A 16,392-nucleotide genomic window follows, 5' to 3' on the forward strand; every position below is an offset into this window, starting at 1 on the left:
CGGGAAATATACCACAATTTTTAGGTTTCCATTTGCTCTTCGGCCTCGCTCGCCTGCTTGCGGTATTGATTCGGGGAGATCCCTTCGTACTCTTTGAACAGCTTGATGAAATATTTCGACGTCTGATATCCCACCTGCTCTGAGATGTCCGCAATCGTCTGCCTTGTCTGCAGCAGCAGTTCCTTCGCTTTCTGAATTCTGCTTCGTGCGACGTATTCGCTGAAAGTAAAGCCCGTCTGTTCTTTAAAAAGTGCGCTGAAATAGCTCGGATTCAGATGAATATGCCCCGCCACCTCGCTCATCCCGAGAGGTTCCTGGAGGTGCTCCTCCACGTATAGCACGGCTTGCCGAACCGGAGGACTGTAGTTCATGGAGACGGTTTTGGCCTGCATAAGCCGGGAATCGACCATTTTCTCCATCGTTTCCACGCGTCCGCGTTCTTCTTCAATCTGCAGCGCCTGTTCAACGGCTTCTAAGAGCTTGCTCTTTTTAATCGGCTTCAGCAAATAGTTAACGACACCTAACTGAATGGCTGTTTGCGCATATTGAAAATCGGGATGTCCCGAAATGACGATCACGACAGGCTTATGTCCGGAACTGCGCGAGTCCTCCACAACCTGCAACCCGCTGATCTCCGGCATTCGAATATCCGTGATAAGCAGATGCACATGGCGTGTGTTCAGCACTTCCAGCGCTTCGGTCCCATTGCTGCTGCTCATGATATGGTAGCGGCCGATCGACCAGGCTTCGAGCGTTTTGCGAATGCCTTCTCTCGTTAGCGGCTCATCGTCAACGATCAAAATTGTTTTGTTTGGCGGACTCATCGTTCTCCTCCTTATGAATCGGAATATCGAAGCTAATGCTTGTCCCCTGCCGTGGAACACTTTGTATCGACAAACCCCTGCTGCCCTTAGAGAGGGCCGGGTAATACAACTGAATGCGGCGCTGCACATTGGATATCGCCATGCCCTTCCCTTTGCCGGAAGAAGGCGTGCCCCCGCCTCCGCGCTCCATGGCACCCAGGATGGCTTGGAGTGCTGCCTCGCTCATTCCTGGACCGTCGTCGCTGACAGTGATTCGCAGCTCCGCAGTTTCCACGGGCGACGGTTCTACACGGATTGTGATTAAACCAGGGTCTGTTTTCCCTTCCAGGCCATGCAGGATAGCATTTTCCACCAGCGGTTGGATCAGCAGTTTGGGGATATGAACGTGATTATACCTGTCATCTGCATCGATTTCCCATACCAGACGCGAGCCAAATCTCACACTCATGATGCTCAAATACCGCTTAATATGCTCCAATTCCTCCCCCATCGTCACCCATTCGTCCTTGTTCGGACTGCCGATGACATAGCGGAACAAGTCAGACATCGCAACAACGAGGTCAGCCAGCTCTTCCTCGTCTTTTTCCTGCAAAGACCAGTACAGAGCCTCCAACGTATTGTATAAAAAATGGGGATCTATTTGCGCTTGAAGCGCTTGCAACTCTGTTCGGCTTTGAATCACTTCTTTTTCATATACCAATTTAATGAGTCCGTTAATATTGTCTACCATTTGATTGTAGGTCATATTCAAATCGTTCAGCTCTGTTGTGTACGATTTCGTAAGGTTCGGCGTCAGCACGCCCTGCCGGGTATTTCTCATGGCCCGCATAAGCCTTAGAATCGGACGCGTAATCATCATCGAGAGCAGGAATGAGAGGATAATGAACAGCACCGAGCCGATCGCCCCGGATACGATAATCGCCCAGCGCAGAACGGAAATGCCATCTGTGATGTCACTTACCGGATACAGGATCATGAGCGTCCAGCCGGTTTCTTCAGAAAGCTGCTTAACAAGAATGTAGCGTTTCTGTTTCACCGTTACGGTCTGCGAAGACGTCTGCATGAGTTCGCTTATATCTTCGGTGACCTCACCATCTGTTACAATTGGCCCTGCCGAGCTGTCGGCCAGCACCAGCAATTCCGGATGGCTGCCCGTATCCGCCAGTTGGCTTTGGAAATCAAAATAGCTTCGATTGATTCGTACAAGCAAATACCCACCGTTCGAAAACCAACGGTCAATTAAGTTAATACGCCGAATCGCAAGAACCGTCCCCGGCTCCTTCGGATCATTCCCGATCCAGACCAGCTTCCCTTTTTCCTTGTCCGCCTGTTCGATCCAATTGTGATCTACCCGATCGGAAAGCCTTTGATCATCCAACGGGAACAAGCGCACAAAGCCGGTCGTGTAAAGCTCTACATTGCTGACGCCGCTATACGCTTGGATGTGGTTGGCGATTTTCATCAAAGCCTGCCGCTCGCTGAAGCTGACCTCTTTTCCAAGCACATTAGAAAGAAACAGCTGCTGCAAGTACGCGTCATTGACAGCCTGCAGCGTTAACGTATCAATTTGCGTAATGATCGCTTCGAGCCTGCCGTTTGCTTGAGAGGCGATTTGCTTCATCTGCGTTTCCGCCTTCGTATTCAGGAGGGTGGATACCGAGTTGAACGTTATAATGCCGGCGCAAATCAACACAATAATCATCACGGAAACGAAGCCGGCCAGCATCTGATTGCGCAGCGTATTCCAATTAGCCACCTTCTGCCACAAGCGGGGGTTCCCCTTTTCAATTGGATTTATGCATATGGTTCTTGCCAAATCATACTACAGACGCGCGAAAAAAGTATATAAAGACCAGGCGAGGGATTTACCGGAAACCTTTGGGTTGCCGTGCAAATGCCTCGAATGAAGAAACTCACGGACCTCATGGACGTTATTTGCGTTAATTGTGCTCTCTCCCCAGAGGGACGGACACCAGCGTCCTTATTCGTCGATAGACAAGCAAATTACTCATAAACAGGGTGAATAGCTGCTTAGGTGTCCGTTACAATTGGATTTAGCCTCATTTTCATGGAATAGGGGCTGTAGTGTCCATAAGGATGTAGCGTTTGGGGAGATTCCGGGTTTCATCGGATCAAATCTGATTTTCTCCAATGAAATCGGACGCGCAAACTTCCTCCCCCTCACGCTAATAAAAATCATGAAGACCGTCTAGGCGTAAGCCTGACGGTCTTGGTTGTAATTCCGCTTTAAGCCCTCTATGGTGTACTTTGTGCAACATAGAGGGCGTATTTCTGCCCCAACCCCTTCTATGTTGTACTTTGTACAACGGTTCGGGCAGATCCCCGCAATTTCGTCCCATTTGGGCTAAAATGATTGTATTTTGTACAACGAAGCACGGGATTGCAAAAGATAAACCGCTTTCATGTTGTACAAAGTACAACGTAGAAAGTGGGGGGGAGAAGGGTTACTTGGCGGGTAGAGGTAGCTTTGAGCAGTATGGTTACTTGGAGCATAGAGGTCGATTCGAGCAGTATGGTGGTTATTTGGCGGGTAGAGATAACTTTGAGCAGTATGGTTACTTGGCGGATAGAGGTCGTTTAGAGCAGTATGGTTACTCGGCGGGTAGAGGTAGATTCGAGTAGTATGGTTACTTAGCGGGTAAAGGTCACTTCGAGCAGTATGGTTACTTGGTGTGTAGAGGACACTTCGTGCAGTAAAGTTTCTTGGCCTATAGAGGTCGTTTAGAGCAGTTCGGTTACTTGGCCTGTAGCTCTCTTGATGCCAATAGGCTCGCTAACATGTGGACGCTCCTCAAGGTAGAGCTCCCTACAGCATTGGTTGGGGTCCCATAACACAAAAACCGAAAAAAAGCAGGCCGCCATAGGCGCCTGCCGTGTTTCCGCTACTCTTCATCCCGATAAAAAAAATTGGGCAGCTTCACTTCATTGCTGTAATGCTGGTGGAAAATATGCGTCGTCGCCGGAGAAAGCGGCGGAATGAGCCACGTCCAGTCGCCCGTGACGTCACGGTTCGCCTTCTCCTCTTTCTCCTCGAACCTCTTGAACTGCCGCGCCGCGGTATGATGGTCCACGATGGCGACGCCTTGCGATTGAAAGGAGTGCAGCACAGCCACATTCAACTCAACAAGAGCCCGGTCTTTCCATAGGGAAGCGTCGCGCCGGGTATCTAAGCCCATTGCAGAGGCTACTCGCGGGAGCATGTTGTAGCGCTCTTCATCGGCGAAATTTCGCGCTCCGATTTCTGTTCCCATATACCAGCCGTTAAAAGGCGCCGCCGGGTAATGAATGCCCCCCATTTCAAGGTACATGTTCGAAACAATCGGCACCGCGTACCACTTGAGGCGCAAATCCGCGAATGCCGCGATATCCGGATGCGCAATGTCCACTTCCTTGACCAGTCCGCTCGGTATTTCATAGAGCTTCGGCGCATGATCCCCCATCTGGAGAAGCAGCGGCAGGACATCGAAAGACGTTCCCGCCCCCTGCCATCCGAGAGACTGGCACATTGCCGTAATTTGCACGGATGCCGGATCGCCCACAATGCCGTCCTCCGCCCTATAGCCCGCATAACGAATCAACTGCGCATTATGAATAAAAGCCCCAGGTACCGAATCCCGCGTCGGGGGAAAAATAGTAATGACAGGGCGGATTTTGCCGTCATTCGTCGCCATTTCAATATGCCGAAACAGAGCTTCCGCCATCTCATCTTCCGTTTTCACTTGCCGGGCATCCTGCACCGTCAAAGTTTCCCAGAACAATCGCCCGATACAACGATTGCTATTGCGCCAAGCCATTTTTGCCCCGTGCTCCAGCTCTTGAAGCGTGTGCTCGTAGGTACCATCATACTCAATGGCACGAGCAATTTCAGCAATACGGGCTTCGGTTTCGCTCGCGCTTTTGCCTAATTCGCTATAACATTCTCTGATAAAAGGCACGGCCTTTTCTAACAGTTGATCTTGAACATCTTTCATAGGTGTAACTCCATTCCGATTCGCGAAAGCTCCCGCAGAGCTTCCTTATATCAACTACAATTGAGCGCTAAACTGATCGGGAACGTAGGCAATTTGGGAAACCGCAACAATCGTCAATTCACCCTGTTCCTCCGAATATTGAACGGCGTCATCGCCGACATAAAACCAGATCTTCCGTGTTGGCTCATTCTCAAGCTCTTGGAAAATGAAAACGTTAAGTTCATTTATCCATTTCAAAAGCTCTGCAATACGCTCCTTCTCAATCCTCACGGTAAAAACCCATTCGTCTTGGACCTGTTTCCATGCATAATCAACAGGCTGCTTGCCTGTATCGATAAATGCCCGGCCGCCTACCGCATGCTTCACCAAAAATTGTTCCTTCATCACCGCAGCCTCCTTTTATGGCAGATCGATTAACATGAAATGCGTATCTTCCATCGCATGTAGCGCAAGCGTCGACTCCGCCTCCATGCGGGCGCTGTCCATTGTTTCCAAAACAGCAGCATTAGCCTCTAACTTCCCGCTTATGACCATAAGAAAAATACGCCGATTGTCTCCTTGATGAAACGCCAATTCTTTGCCAGCCTCCAGCTTGCTGAGGTAAATGCTCATATCCTGATGGATTTTCGCTTTGTTCTCGCCGCCTTCAGGCGTGACTACGGGCAGCAGGGCATTCGTCATGGCTTCCGGCACATAGGTCACATTCTCAAAGGAAGGCTCAGTCCCCCGTTTCGCTGGCATAAACCAGAGTTGGAACAGGCTGAGAGGCTCTGTTTCCGAGGCATTGTACTCGGCATGAATCACGCCGCTTCCGGCTGACATGCGCTGAACGCCGCCCGCTGCCGTTACCGCCACATTCCCTAAACTATCCTCATGCTTAATGGCTCCGCTGAGAACGACGCTGACAATTTCCATATCGCTGTGCGGATGCGGTCCAAAGCCCCGACCTGCGGCAATTTCATCATAATTGCACACGCGCATAACGCCGAAACCCGTATTATTTTCATCAAAATAATCACCAAATGAAAAGCTCTTATATCCTTTGAGCCAGCCCAAATCCGAGCTGTTTCTCGTGTGCGCAGGAAATACTTGTATCACAGCAATCGCCTCCTTTATTGAGTACTCTAAGCTTATCACATTCAGACAATCGACTTCCATGTCGGAACAGTGGCGGAATGGTTGCAAAATGAAGAAAAAATCTGGACATCGGGTGAGCGATAAGAACTATGGTCCGCTATTCTGGCGAAATTAACCTAAATCGCAATCTTAGTGAAACTACAGGCTCTTATTTGCTCACATACACCTACTTTCCCGCCCAAAAGAGCACAATAGCGCCCCCTAGATACCATTAACTCGGCAAAAGTACGCTAAACAACAAAATAGAGGATCACAGTTCCCTCTCCTCTGCAAATCAAAAAAAAGGGGAGCCCATGGCGCCCATGGCCCCCCTTTTCTATTCTTCCGTCAGCAGTATCCATTCTGCATACAGCTGATCCAAATCCGCCTGCACCGCTTCGCGCTCCGTCCAAAGCCGGCTTAGCTCATCCGCCGCGGCAAGCTCCAGCGCCTGATCCAGCCCGCTGAGCCGCGCTTCCTCCTCCGCGATCCGCTTCTCCAGCTTCTCCTGCGCGAACGCAGCCGAGCTGCGAGACCTCCCGCGCGAAGCCGCCCCTGCTCCCGCAGCCGCTCTCGTCCCTGCTCTCGCATTCGCTCTTGCTTCAGCTCCCGCATTCGCTCTCGCCCCTGCTCTCGCATCAGCTCTCACCCCGGCTCTCGCATCCACTCTCTCCCCTGCTCCCGCATTCGCTCTCGCCCCTGCTCTCGCATCAGCTCCTGCTCCCGCAGCCGCCCTCGCTCCTGCTCCCGCATCGGCCCTTGCTCCCGCCGCCCGCGCCGCACGCTGCTGAGCGCTCTTCGCTTTGTAGTCATCAAAGCTGCCCAAATAAACGGTGATCCGCCCTTGATGCAGCTCCCATATTTTCTGGGCCAGCCGGTTCATAAAATAACGGTCATGCGTCACCGCGAGCACCGTTCCGGGAAACTCCTCGAGCGCTTCCTCCAACGCCTCCCTTGAGGCGATGTCCATATGATTCGTCGGCTCATCCAAAATGAGCAGATTCGGCTTGCGAAGCACGAGCAGCGCCAGCCGCAGTCGCGTCCACTCCCCGCCGGAGAGCGAGCTAACCGGCTTGAATACGTCGGCGCCGTAAAACAGATAAGCGGCGAGCCTCCCACGTGCCTCTCCTTCTTCCATCCGGGCTTCCTCACAGAAGTAAGCCAGAACCGACTTCTTCCGGTCCTCCGGATACTCCTGCTGCGCCAAGTAGCCAATGTCTACGCGCGCGCCGATTTCCAGCTCACCTCTGTCAGGGAGCACCTCGCCTAACATCATTTTGAGCAGCGTCGTTTTCCCTGAACCGTTATGCCCCAGAAGCATCACTTTCTCGCCATACTCCAGCAAGCCGTTTGCCTGTTGAAGCAGCACTTTATTCCCATACCGCTTACTTACGTCCTCGAACGCAATCACGCGCTTACCGGAGCGGTCATCCACCCTCAGCCCGAACTCCGCCGCTTTCGGATCAAGGGCCGGGCGCTTCAGCTTCTCCATCCGATCCAGCGCTTTCTGCATGGATGCCGCCCGGCGGAAAAACTTCTCATTTCCACCGATACGCCCCCATTCCGTCAGCTGCTTGATCGTCTCCTTCATCTTCTTGATGACTTTCTGCTGTTCTTGGTAATCCGTGAATTGCTGCAGCAGCCGTACTTCTTTCTCCTTCATGTATCCCGAATAAGAAGTCAGATAAGTCGAAGACTCCCCGTCTTCCAATTCCACAATCTTGGTGACAACACGATCCAAAAAGTAACGGTCATGAGACACAATAAAGCACGCGCCCTCATACTGGGTCAAGTACTCCTCCAACCATTCCACGCCAACTAAATCGAGATGATTCGTCGGCTCGTCGAGCAGCAGCAAATCCGGCTTGCCGATCAACTGGGAAGCGAGCGCAATCTTGGTCTTCTCTCCTCCGGACAGCGAGTCGAAACTCCGCCCGTACATCTCCCGGGCAATGCCAAGTCCGCTTGCCACCTGGTCAATTCTGGCGTCCAGCTCATAGCCGCCTTCCCGCTCGAAGCGCTCCTGCAGCTGAGCATACCGCTCCAACAGCTGATCGAGCTGACCAGCCGCCGCCGACTCCGACATGCGCTGCTCCAGCTCCGTCATCGCGGCGCGGCACTCAAGAAGCTCCGCCAAACTAGCCGCAAGCACATCGTACACCGTGCCGTTCTCCCATTCCGTCGGGATTTGGGCTAAATAGCCGAGTCGCGTATCTTTGCGCACAGTCAGCTGCCCTTCGTCCGGCTTTTCCATTTTGGAAATGAGCCGCAGCAGGGTCGATTTGCCGCTGCCGTTTCTTCCGACCAAACCGATTCGTTCGCCATGATGAATTTCAAAAGTAACGTCTGCAAGCACCAGCTGGGCGCCGTGGTATTTCTTTATATTTTGACCGTTTATAATTAACATCGTTAAGGATCCTCCTAGGTTATGAAAGACCCTAACCTGAACATCCTGAGCGCAGCAAAAAAGGCCGCAGGAAAATTCCTACGACCTTTGCGGATAGCTCCGATTGAGGCTAAGGTAGGTGTCTTTTCGTGAGTTGTGAAACCGTATATGCAAATTTGGACAGACTTCTCCCGTTGTTGGCTGCTGCATGAACGATGCCAGCCATCGCGATAGGTAACTGGCTCACACGGTTGTTCACAAACTCTCGATTCATCCTACCTTCACCTCCTTTTCCATATATGTATAAAATATTACCATAACCGACGGTCAATTCGCAATCCAAGGCCATTATCCCTTAAAATAAATCCCATATCTGCTTGCCAATAAGGAGGATGCAAACGGTAAGAAATAAAGGCCGAACGTACACCGAACCTTTGCGGATCGCCATGCGCGAACCTAACAGGGAACCGCAGATCATTGCGATGCCCATCGGAATTCCAATTCCGTAGTTGATGGAGCCGAGCACCATGAACGTAGCCAAGCTCGCTACATTGCTTCCGAAATTCAGCACCTTGGCGTTCCCTGCCGCTTTCACAAAGTCAAAGCCCAGCATAAGAAAAACGAATATCAGAAAGGAACCCGTACCGGGTCCAAAAAAACCATCATAAAAGCCTAATCCGAAAGCCGCACTCCCCATTAGCAGAGCTGTTTTGGCGGAGTACTGGCGGAACGTCGAGCGGTCTCCCCAGTTTTTCCGAAAAATCGTATAGACAGTAATGAGAATCAGCATAACGACGACCATCGGCCTTAAAAAGTCCGAAGGAATTTGCCGCAGCACCGATGTTCCGCAAACTGCTCCTAATAAAGATAAAAGGAACAGACCCTTCACTGCTTTGATATCAATGTTACCCGAACGCATAAAAGAAATCGTGCTGGTCAGCGACGACATCGTTCCCGCCAGTTTGTTCGTTCCCAAAGCGATCGCCGGAGGCATGCCCGTTGCAAGCAGAACAGGAAGCGCGATTAGTCCCCCTCCTCCCACAACAGAATCAACATATGCCGCCAAAAATCCGCCTACGATGACGAACAATAACATTTCTAGGCTCAAGTGTCCCATGATAGATATGACTCCCTCTTCCAGCTCAAATTCTCCCACACCATTTCTCGCTTCCATCCTTCGAGCGCTGCTAAGGACAACGCATAGTTGACTGTGAAGTAGAGCACAGCCATGAGAGACAGAATCGGCATGGTGCAGCTATAGCTTTTTGTAGTTACTATTTATTTTCGCATGATGCATCCGTTCAGGCAAGGAAATAACAATAGCAAGGGAGATGTTCTCGAGCAGGGAGGTACACTAGCTCACCAGCGAGACGCTCGGGGAAGCCTTTCTTAAAAGACCGCCAAGGCATAAGCCTGGCGTACTATCCTATTTATGTTGTACTTTGTACAACATTATGAATGTAATTTGGCCTCCGTGCTCCTCTATGTTGTACTTTGTACAACGTTTTGGGCTGAAAGCCGTTGATTTAAGGCTATTCGGGTTAAAGTCATTGTACTTTGTACAATGAAACGCCGAATTGTAGGGCGTGGACTGCCTTTTTGTTGTACAAAGTACAACATAGAGACGGGAGAGAGGTGCCATGGGGGGGGCCGGGAGATAACGAGGCGCATTCGGCATAAAGTAGGCGGTGTAATCAGCATTACAGCATGGTTTCAGGGACACGTTAGGGTATCCCCGGAAGCATTAAGCTTGTTTCATTTCACAGTGCTATCGAGGACATTGGGGCGCGTTCGGCATAAGTTAGGCTGTGTAATCAGCAAAAAAAGACAGCCCGATGATCATCGAACTGTCTCTACGATCTATGTCAGCAAGCCAGCCGGCAGCTTGGCATCCCAATCGCGCGGGACCGGCAGGCCAAGCGCATGAAGCGCGACCGCTGCCGTGTCCATGATGGACAAGCCCGACAAGTCGGCTTCAGGGTTAACGCCGGGCCCACGGCAGCCCCAGAAAATGGTCATATCCTGCGGTGCGTCACTCCCGTGATTGAAAGCGTCCAAACCGCCGCCGCCATGATCCGTTGTGATGATGAGAAGGCTGTCTTCCAGCATCCCCGCTTCCAGAAGAGATCTGCCGATCTCGCCGATTTGTTGGTCAGCCCGCGTAATGGCTTTCAAATATTCCGCGGAGCCGTCTCCATACCCATGCCGGTGGCCGGCGGCATCCACATCGTCCAGTTGGACGAACAGCAGCTCAAGCCCGGGGTGCGAACGGAGGTAGTCTCCGATGGCGGGAACCAGCGCTTCATCCGGTGCAGCGTACTTTTCCATACCCTGAATCTCCTCAATAACGCCGGTTATAATCGGCTTCCATGAGACGAATGCGGCCATTGTGCTGTCAGGCCGCGCTTCCTTCAAGATCTGAAATACCGACGGTGTCGGCGAGCCCGCCGGATAGTTCCTGTTCTGTTGAATATGCACATGGGACTCATGCCGCTGCGGCGTTACCCCATGCAGAAGCGATCCCCAGCACTCCCCGCTGTTGGAAGGATAGGCGGTGCGAGCCTGGCACGTTTGCGCCCCTCCCGCAAGCAGCACATCCATATAAGGGGTATCGGCCTCACGGATGAATCTCCCCGCACCGTCAATGCCTAGGATTATGACCCTTTTAACAGCCTTTTTTGACGTCAATGTCATGTCAATCAGTCCCCCCGTTTCCGGTTTAGCCTAAGTCCGGCGCATCCGTCAATGCAATAACCGGCTTCTCGGTACGATGAAGCTCGAAGACGACGATTTCATTGCTGCCCTTCCGCAGTAACGGCGCCGGCAAATACAACGTACGCTGCGGGCCTTTTTCCCAATAACGCCCAAGATTAAAGCCATTGATCCACACAACGCCCTTGGACCAGCCGTCCAAACGAACGAAGGTGTCTCCGGCCTCTTCGACGTTAAATTCCCCGCGGTAAAACGTGGGGCGCTCATGATCCTGATCTTGAATTTGACCTTGATCTTGATCTTGATCTTGATCTTGATCTTGACCCTGATCCTGATCTTGACCCTGATCCTGATCCTGCCCCGCACTCGCCGCAGAACCCACAAACGGAATCGCGCCGATATTGTCCAGTGGCAGCGGATAAATCGTCCAATCAAACAAAAATTGATTGTTGAAGCGCACACCCTCTGTAATGCCTTTGTAGTCCTTCAATTTCGGTCCGTAGTTAACGCGGCCCATGTTCTCGACAACGATCTCCAGCTTTGCCCCTTGGGCAGGAATGTCCAGCGGGAGAGGACGCGGGTCCCAGCGCTCAACGGTACCTTGATAGACGCCGTCCAAGAAAACTTGGGCGCGGTCATGCACCTCTTGTAGGTGCAGCATTTCGCCGGTTCGTGGACCGGATACCTGTGTCGAATAGACGATGAAGCCGTAGCTTTGGCCAAGCATCTCCATCGGTTCCGGGCATATGCGCTTAACAGGCACGGAAAACTGGTCAAGCTGGCCCAGCAGATCCGCTTTTTCCGTGAGCGAGACGAGGCCGTAGCTTTTCTTCGGAATAGGCGCAGGAAATGCCGGGAACTCCTTCTCGTCTTTCTCGAGATAGCGCGCGATGACACTGCGGACGGCTCGATACTTCTCCGTTTCATCTCCGCACTCCGATAGGGGTGAATCGTAGTCATAGCTGGTTATCGTCGCTTCGTACTTGTCTCCAAAGTTCGCTCCGTTGTAGAAGCCAAAGTTAGTTCCGCCGTGGAACATATAGAAATTCACGGAAGCGCCGGAGCGCAGCATGCGGTCGAAGACATCGGCGACATCGCCGGCATCACGCGTGTGGTGGGGCTTCAGCCAGTGATCGAACCAACCGTTCCAATACTCCATGCACATGAGCGGTTCGTCTGCACGGTACTCGCGGAACTTCTCGAACGCCTCCTCCGGTCTGGAGCCGAAGTTGACGGTCGCCAGTGTGCCGGGAACCGTACCTCCCTGCAGCATGCCATCCTCCGGACCGTCCGATGTAAACAGCAGAACATCCACTCCGCGCTTGATCAGCCCATCGCGCAAATACGTTAAATACGCGGTGTCATTGCCGTAGCTGCCGTACTCATTTTCGATCTGCATGGCGATAATCGGACCGCCGTTTGTGCTTTGCAGCGGAGTTAATCTTGGGATCAGCTCATCATAGTAACGGTCTACTTTTTGCAAATACGCGCCTTCCATGCAGCGAAGCTTCATATACGAATACTGCAGCAGCCAAGCCGGCAATCCGCCGAATTCCCACTCCGCACAGATGTAAGGGCTTGGCCGAACGATCACATGCAGCCCGAGCTTGCCAGCCAGTGTAATGAAACGCTCAATGTCCGCAAGGCCTTCAAAGTTAAACGCATTTTCCTGCGGTTCATGCAAATTCCAAGGTACATACGTTTCTACGGTGTTAAACCCGCACGCTTTGAGCTTCAGCAGCCGATCTTCCCAATACTCAGGGACAACACGGAAATAATGGATGGCTCCTGATAAAATTTGAAATGGCTCTCCATCTAATAGAAATTGCTTATCTTTGGCTTGTAATATGGCCACAATTATCCCTCCGGATTATGAGTGCTATGGGTTCATGTTTTGAATTGCCTACACTCATCATCGCTGAAAGGGGTTCCATTCTCCATCGCCAAATGGATCATTTTCTATACCAAATGTGCCACCCCCCATGGTATGATGAAGCAAAAGCGAGCACGGACGGGAGGAACAATTTGTGGAACAACGGTCGGAGGATTTATTTCGTTTCCCTAATATTATTAATACGCTTCAGGTGATAGGATGCCATTTCGGCTTGAAACCCCCGGGTTGGCATTTCCCCCGGCATCATCACCACTTGTTCGAGCTTCTGTTCTGTGTGGCAGGAGAAGTCGTTCATGAAATAAACCGCGATACCGTGATCATGCATAAAGGGGATTGGCTGCTGATCAAAACCGGCGTCAGGCATCAATCCTCCAACACCGCCTCCACGGACTATGGCTTCTTCAATGTGCATTTCGATCTTGACGACCCCGAGATTCGCAGCCTGCTTTCTGCTACGCCCTACCGGCTTATCCGGCACAAGGAAGCCGCGCCAAGTAAGCTCAGCTTCTATGTAAGCGAGCTAGAGGCGGTCATGCACCGCAATCACACCGAGCACCGCGAAGCGGAAGCACCGCCGGAGCCCTCCCTCCTGCGCTTCGAGGATAAGCTGCTGCTCCAATCTTATACGCTGCTCATCATCCACGATGTACTGCAGCTGTTTCGCGAGCACGGGACAGCAAGCGGGCATCGCGCAGCGCCCGATAAAAATCCCTCGCTCTTCACGGCCGATATCGCGCACATGATCGAAGAGAAGCTCTCGCTCGGTCTATGCGAGGAGGCGACCGTGACGGGGGTTGCGAAGGAGATGAACCTCAGCCGCAGCCAGTGCAGCAAGCTGTTCGCCAAGGTGTACGGGCTGTCCCCCCGTCAGTACGTCAGCCAGCAGAAGCTGAAGCTGGCCAAGGAGCTGCTCGTCACGACCCATCTGCCGATGACGGACATTGCGGAGAAGCTGGGCTTCCATTCGGCCAGCCACTTCTCGCGGCAATTCCGGCGGTGGACCGGCCAATCGCCGAGCGAATTCAAGCCGAGGCATCCAGCCCAAAAAGACGATCATAGCTGATCGCCTTTTCTGAACTGCCCCGGTGTAATCCCCTCGTAGCGCTTGAACACACGAATGAAGGTATTGCTATTGGAGAACCCGACCTTTTGCGTAATATCCGTGATCGTGTCATCGGTTTCCAGCATCAGCTTTTTGGCTAACCCGACGCGCTGCTTGTTGACGTAATCGATGAACGTCTCCCCGGACTGTTCTTTGATGAAACGTGACAAATACGGCGCATTTACATCAAACTTCAGCGACAGCGACGTCAGGCTCAAATCCATATCCGCCAAATGCTCGTCAATATAGCTCAGCACATGATCCTTCAGATTCGTATTGTGACTCTTCTTCTTGGAGTCGACGTAATCGCAGACGGTTTTCAAAAACTTATAAATTTCATTTTCAATTTCCGCGAACGATTCACACTGCGTCAGCTCCTTGATTAACGCATGCTTTTCAACGGCCAGCTCGTTCGGCCCTTGATCCAGATGCTCAATCGCTTTCAAAATCGTGCCGATCAGCTCAAACATGAGAAGCTTGCCCAACTGCAGCGACAGCGTGCCGTCCGACACATTCGTAACGATCAGCTCGCTGACTGCCTCCATGGCCTCCTCGTACTGTCCCGTCCGGATATGATTGATAAGCTGACGCTCCATATCCAGCGGATAATACAGCTCATTCTTCGGCCGTTTGATCCGGTCAAACGGAATAATCTGGCTCGGACCGATGACGAATTTGTACTCCAGCGCCTCCAGCGCCTCATCAAATCCATACGGAATACCTGTCAGCGTCGGATGAATATCGCTGATGCCGATCGTCAGCTGAATATAAAATTTCCCCTGTATAATCCCCTGCGCCTCTTGCGCAACGTCGATTAAATCCTGTTTGCCCTGAGCTTCATCTTCGTGCTGAATATTGACGAGAAAAGCGATCATCCCGTCCACTTCCGTCGTAAAGACCGTGTGCTTGCGCCCGATCAGCTCTTCCGTAATGTTTGTCACAATATAGTAGACATACTGCAGCTTGGACTCGGCATCGCGCGAAGAGCTGTCACTAAACAAAGGCGCATAATCGCCGATATGAAAAAGCAAGACCGCAAAACGGTTCGTTTTGAATCGCAAATCGAACGATTCCATGGCTTGGGCTAGCGCGGAACCGCTTTCCACTCTCCCCTTAAGCAGCCGCGCCAGAAAATGGCTGCGCAGAACATTTTGCTGCTTCTGAATCGTCGTATTCGCCGTATCCTGGAAGGCCGCGTTCTCCGACATGAAGGATTGCAGCAGCAGGAACTCGTCTTTAATGCCCTGAACGTTCGATTTCACCTTGGGAGACACCAGATCCACCATGCGGCGTATCGGCATATAATGCCTGCGTGTCAACCAGACGGACATCGGCCCCCCGACGAAAATACACAGAAATAAGCCCGCATAAATCCACCTGCGCAATTGGCTGACTTTGGCCGAATAAATTTTCGTAGGTACGATGGAGACATATTTCCACTCGTTTTCAACGGAGGAAACGTAGGAAACCGTCACCTCTTCCCTGTCCCATTCCTGACTAAACGAGCCTTCTGCGGCTGACGAAATCCGTGCAAAATCAAGATCGGACACGTGCCCTGACTCGCCCGCGATCATGATCGGCTTATTGGCCGAATCCAGAATCAGCACAATGCCGGCTTGGGCCAGCTGGATGTTCGAGATCGCGGCTTTCAAGCGCTCCGCATTCAGCATGACCACAAGTGTGGCCGGCGCTTCGTCGGCATTTTGAATAGGCAGAGACTGCAAGTACACCATATCGTCTTCGGCTAATTGTAGAAAATTACCGAAGTAGATCTTGTCCATGCTGTCGCTCCACTTTTTAAAGGTCAGCCCTGTATTGTTTTCGTGAAGCAATTGGAAAAGAAGCTCATCTTGATTCATCGTCGAGGTGGTCACACCGAAATGCTGCTTTTTCATATACACATATAAATCGTTGATATCACCGTTCGAAGCGGCATAGGAACGCAGTGACGTGATGAGGTCAAGCGTGTCTAGTTTAACTTGGGAACTTGTATAGTCGGATTGGTTCACATATTTAATAACTTTAGGGTCCAAAGAGAGCTGAAGCCCCATCCGTTTAATATCCTTAAATTGATTATCCAGGGATTGCTTCACCTGATTGAGCAGCGCTTTATTGGATCTGATCACTTCCGAGTTCAATAAAAGCTGCGATTGAAAGAGCACCAACATCGTGATGACAATGGGGATACAAAGAATGGTTAAGTTCGAATATAGCCAAAAAAGATATACGCTCCGTTTCATCAAGAGGCCCTCCCTACTACTCATGCTGTATGCGAATTATCCCATCTTCTACCGCTTATGTACATCTACGATTTTTGCAGCATCATCATTTTTTAGCGTTTTCCCGCCCAAAAGCACCAAAACCCA

The 16,392-nt window shown here is 51.6% G+C and carries 13 protein-coding genes; 2 read left to right on the forward strand and 11 right to left on the reverse strand.

Going from position 1 to position 16,392, the window contains the following annotated elements; all coding sequences use genetic code 11:
- Window positions 1-20: 20 nt before the first annotated feature.
- Both GC097_RS16585 and GC097_RS16590 read right to left on the reverse strand, forming a co-directional pair.
- Window positions 21-824 carry a response regulator gene (locus GC097_RS16585; RefSeq protein WP_171684414.1) on the reverse strand — a complete coding sequence of 268 codons (804 nt, stop codon included), beginning with the start codon at window positions 822-824 and terminating at the stop codon, window positions 21-23.
- Entirely contained in the window at window positions 790-2,592 is a 1,803-nt protein-coding gene (locus GC097_RS16590; RefSeq protein WP_312875676.1) for a sensor histidine kinase, read from the reverse strand. Before GC097_RS16590 ends, GC097_RS16585 begins: the two co-directional genes overlap by 35 nt.
- A gap of 701 nt (window positions 2,593-3,293) precedes the next feature.
- On the opposite strand from GC097_RS16590, the gene GC097_RS16595 reads away from it, so the two are divergent.
- Entirely contained in the window at window positions 3,294-3,467 is a 174-nt protein-coding gene (locus tag GC097_RS16595; protein WP_171684415.1) for a hypothetical protein, read from the forward strand.
- Window positions 3,468-3,727: 260 nt separating this feature from the next.
- On the opposite strand, the gene GC097_RS16600 is transcribed toward GC097_RS16595, so the two are convergent.
- From GC097_RS16600 to GC097_RS16630, 8 genes are all read right to left on the reverse strand, one after another.
- Window positions 3,728-4,816 carry a nitric oxide synthase oxygenase gene (locus tag GC097_RS16600; protein ID WP_171684416.1) on the reverse strand — a complete coding sequence of 363 codons (1,089 nt, stop codon included), beginning with the start codon at window positions 4,814-4,816 and terminating at the stop codon, window positions 3,728-3,730.
- A 54-nt stretch (window positions 4,817-4,870) separates the two neighbouring features.
- A complete protein-coding gene (locus GC097_RS16605; RefSeq protein ID WP_171684417.1) occupies window positions 4,871-5,200 on the reverse strand; it encodes a hypothetical protein in 330 nt (109 codons plus the stop codon).
- Between the two features lie 15 nt (window positions 5,201-5,215).
- The gene (locus GC097_RS16610; RefSeq protein ID WP_171684418.1) at window positions 5,216-5,914 is read right to left on the reverse strand and encodes a pirin family protein; all 699 of its coding nucleotides are present in this window, start codon (window positions 5,912-5,914) and stop codon (window positions 5,216-5,218) included.
- Window positions 5,915-6,269: 355 nt separating this feature from the next.
- Complete coding sequence (gene abc-f, locus GC097_RS16615) at window positions 6,270-8,339, reverse strand: ribosomal protection-like ABC-F family protein (RefSeq protein WP_171684419.1); 2,070 nt, start codon at window positions 8,337-8,339, stop codon at window positions 6,270-6,272.
- Between the two features lie 109 nt (window positions 8,340-8,448).
- Window positions 8,449-8,667 carry an RAxF-45 family protein gene (locus GC097_RS35000; RefSeq protein ID WP_376768399.1) on the reverse strand — a complete coding sequence of 73 codons (219 nt, stop codon included), beginning with the start codon at window positions 8,665-8,667 and terminating at the stop codon, window positions 8,449-8,451.
- Window positions 8,668-8,673: 6 nt separating this feature from the next.
- Window positions 8,674-9,435 (reverse strand): TSUP family transporter, encoded by a 762-nt coding sequence (locus GC097_RS16620; protein ID WP_171684420.1) that lies wholly within the window; start codon window positions 9,433-9,435, stop codon window positions 8,674-8,676.
- A gap of 743 nt (window positions 9,436-10,178) precedes the next feature.
- Window positions 10,179-11,012: an alkaline phosphatase family protein gene (locus GC097_RS16625; RefSeq protein ID WP_171684421.1), complete on the reverse strand. Its 834-nt coding sequence runs from the start codon at window positions 11,010-11,012 to the stop codon at window positions 10,179-10,181.
- 25 nt (window positions 11,013-11,037) lie between these two features.
- Window positions 11,038-12,885: a glycoside hydrolase family 35 protein gene (locus GC097_RS16630; RefSeq protein WP_376768400.1), complete on the reverse strand. Its 1,848-nt coding sequence runs from the start codon at window positions 12,883-12,885 to the stop codon at window positions 11,038-11,040.
- 172 nt (window positions 12,886-13,057) lie between these two features.
- Between GC097_RS16630 and GC097_RS16635 the strand changes: the two genes are divergently transcribed.
- Window positions 13,058-13,987, forward strand: coding sequence for an AraC family transcriptional regulator (locus GC097_RS16635; RefSeq protein ID WP_171684422.1), 930 nt, complete (start codon window positions 13,058-13,060; stop codon window positions 13,985-13,987).
- On the opposite strand, the gene GC097_RS16640 is transcribed toward GC097_RS16635, so the two are convergent.
- Complete coding sequence (locus tag GC097_RS16640) at window positions 13,978-16,266, reverse strand: helix-turn-helix domain-containing protein (RefSeq protein WP_171684423.1); 2,289 nt, start codon at window positions 16,264-16,266, stop codon at window positions 13,978-13,980. The genes GC097_RS16635 and GC097_RS16640 overlap by 10 nt on opposite strands.
- Between the last annotated feature and the right edge of the window lie 126 nt (window positions 16,267-16,392).

It is taken from the genome of Paenibacillus planticolens, assembly GCF_013141725.1.
GTDB classification, from domain to species: Bacteria; Bacillota; Bacilli; order Paenibacillales; family NBRC-103111; genus Paenibacillus_E; species Paenibacillus_E planticolens.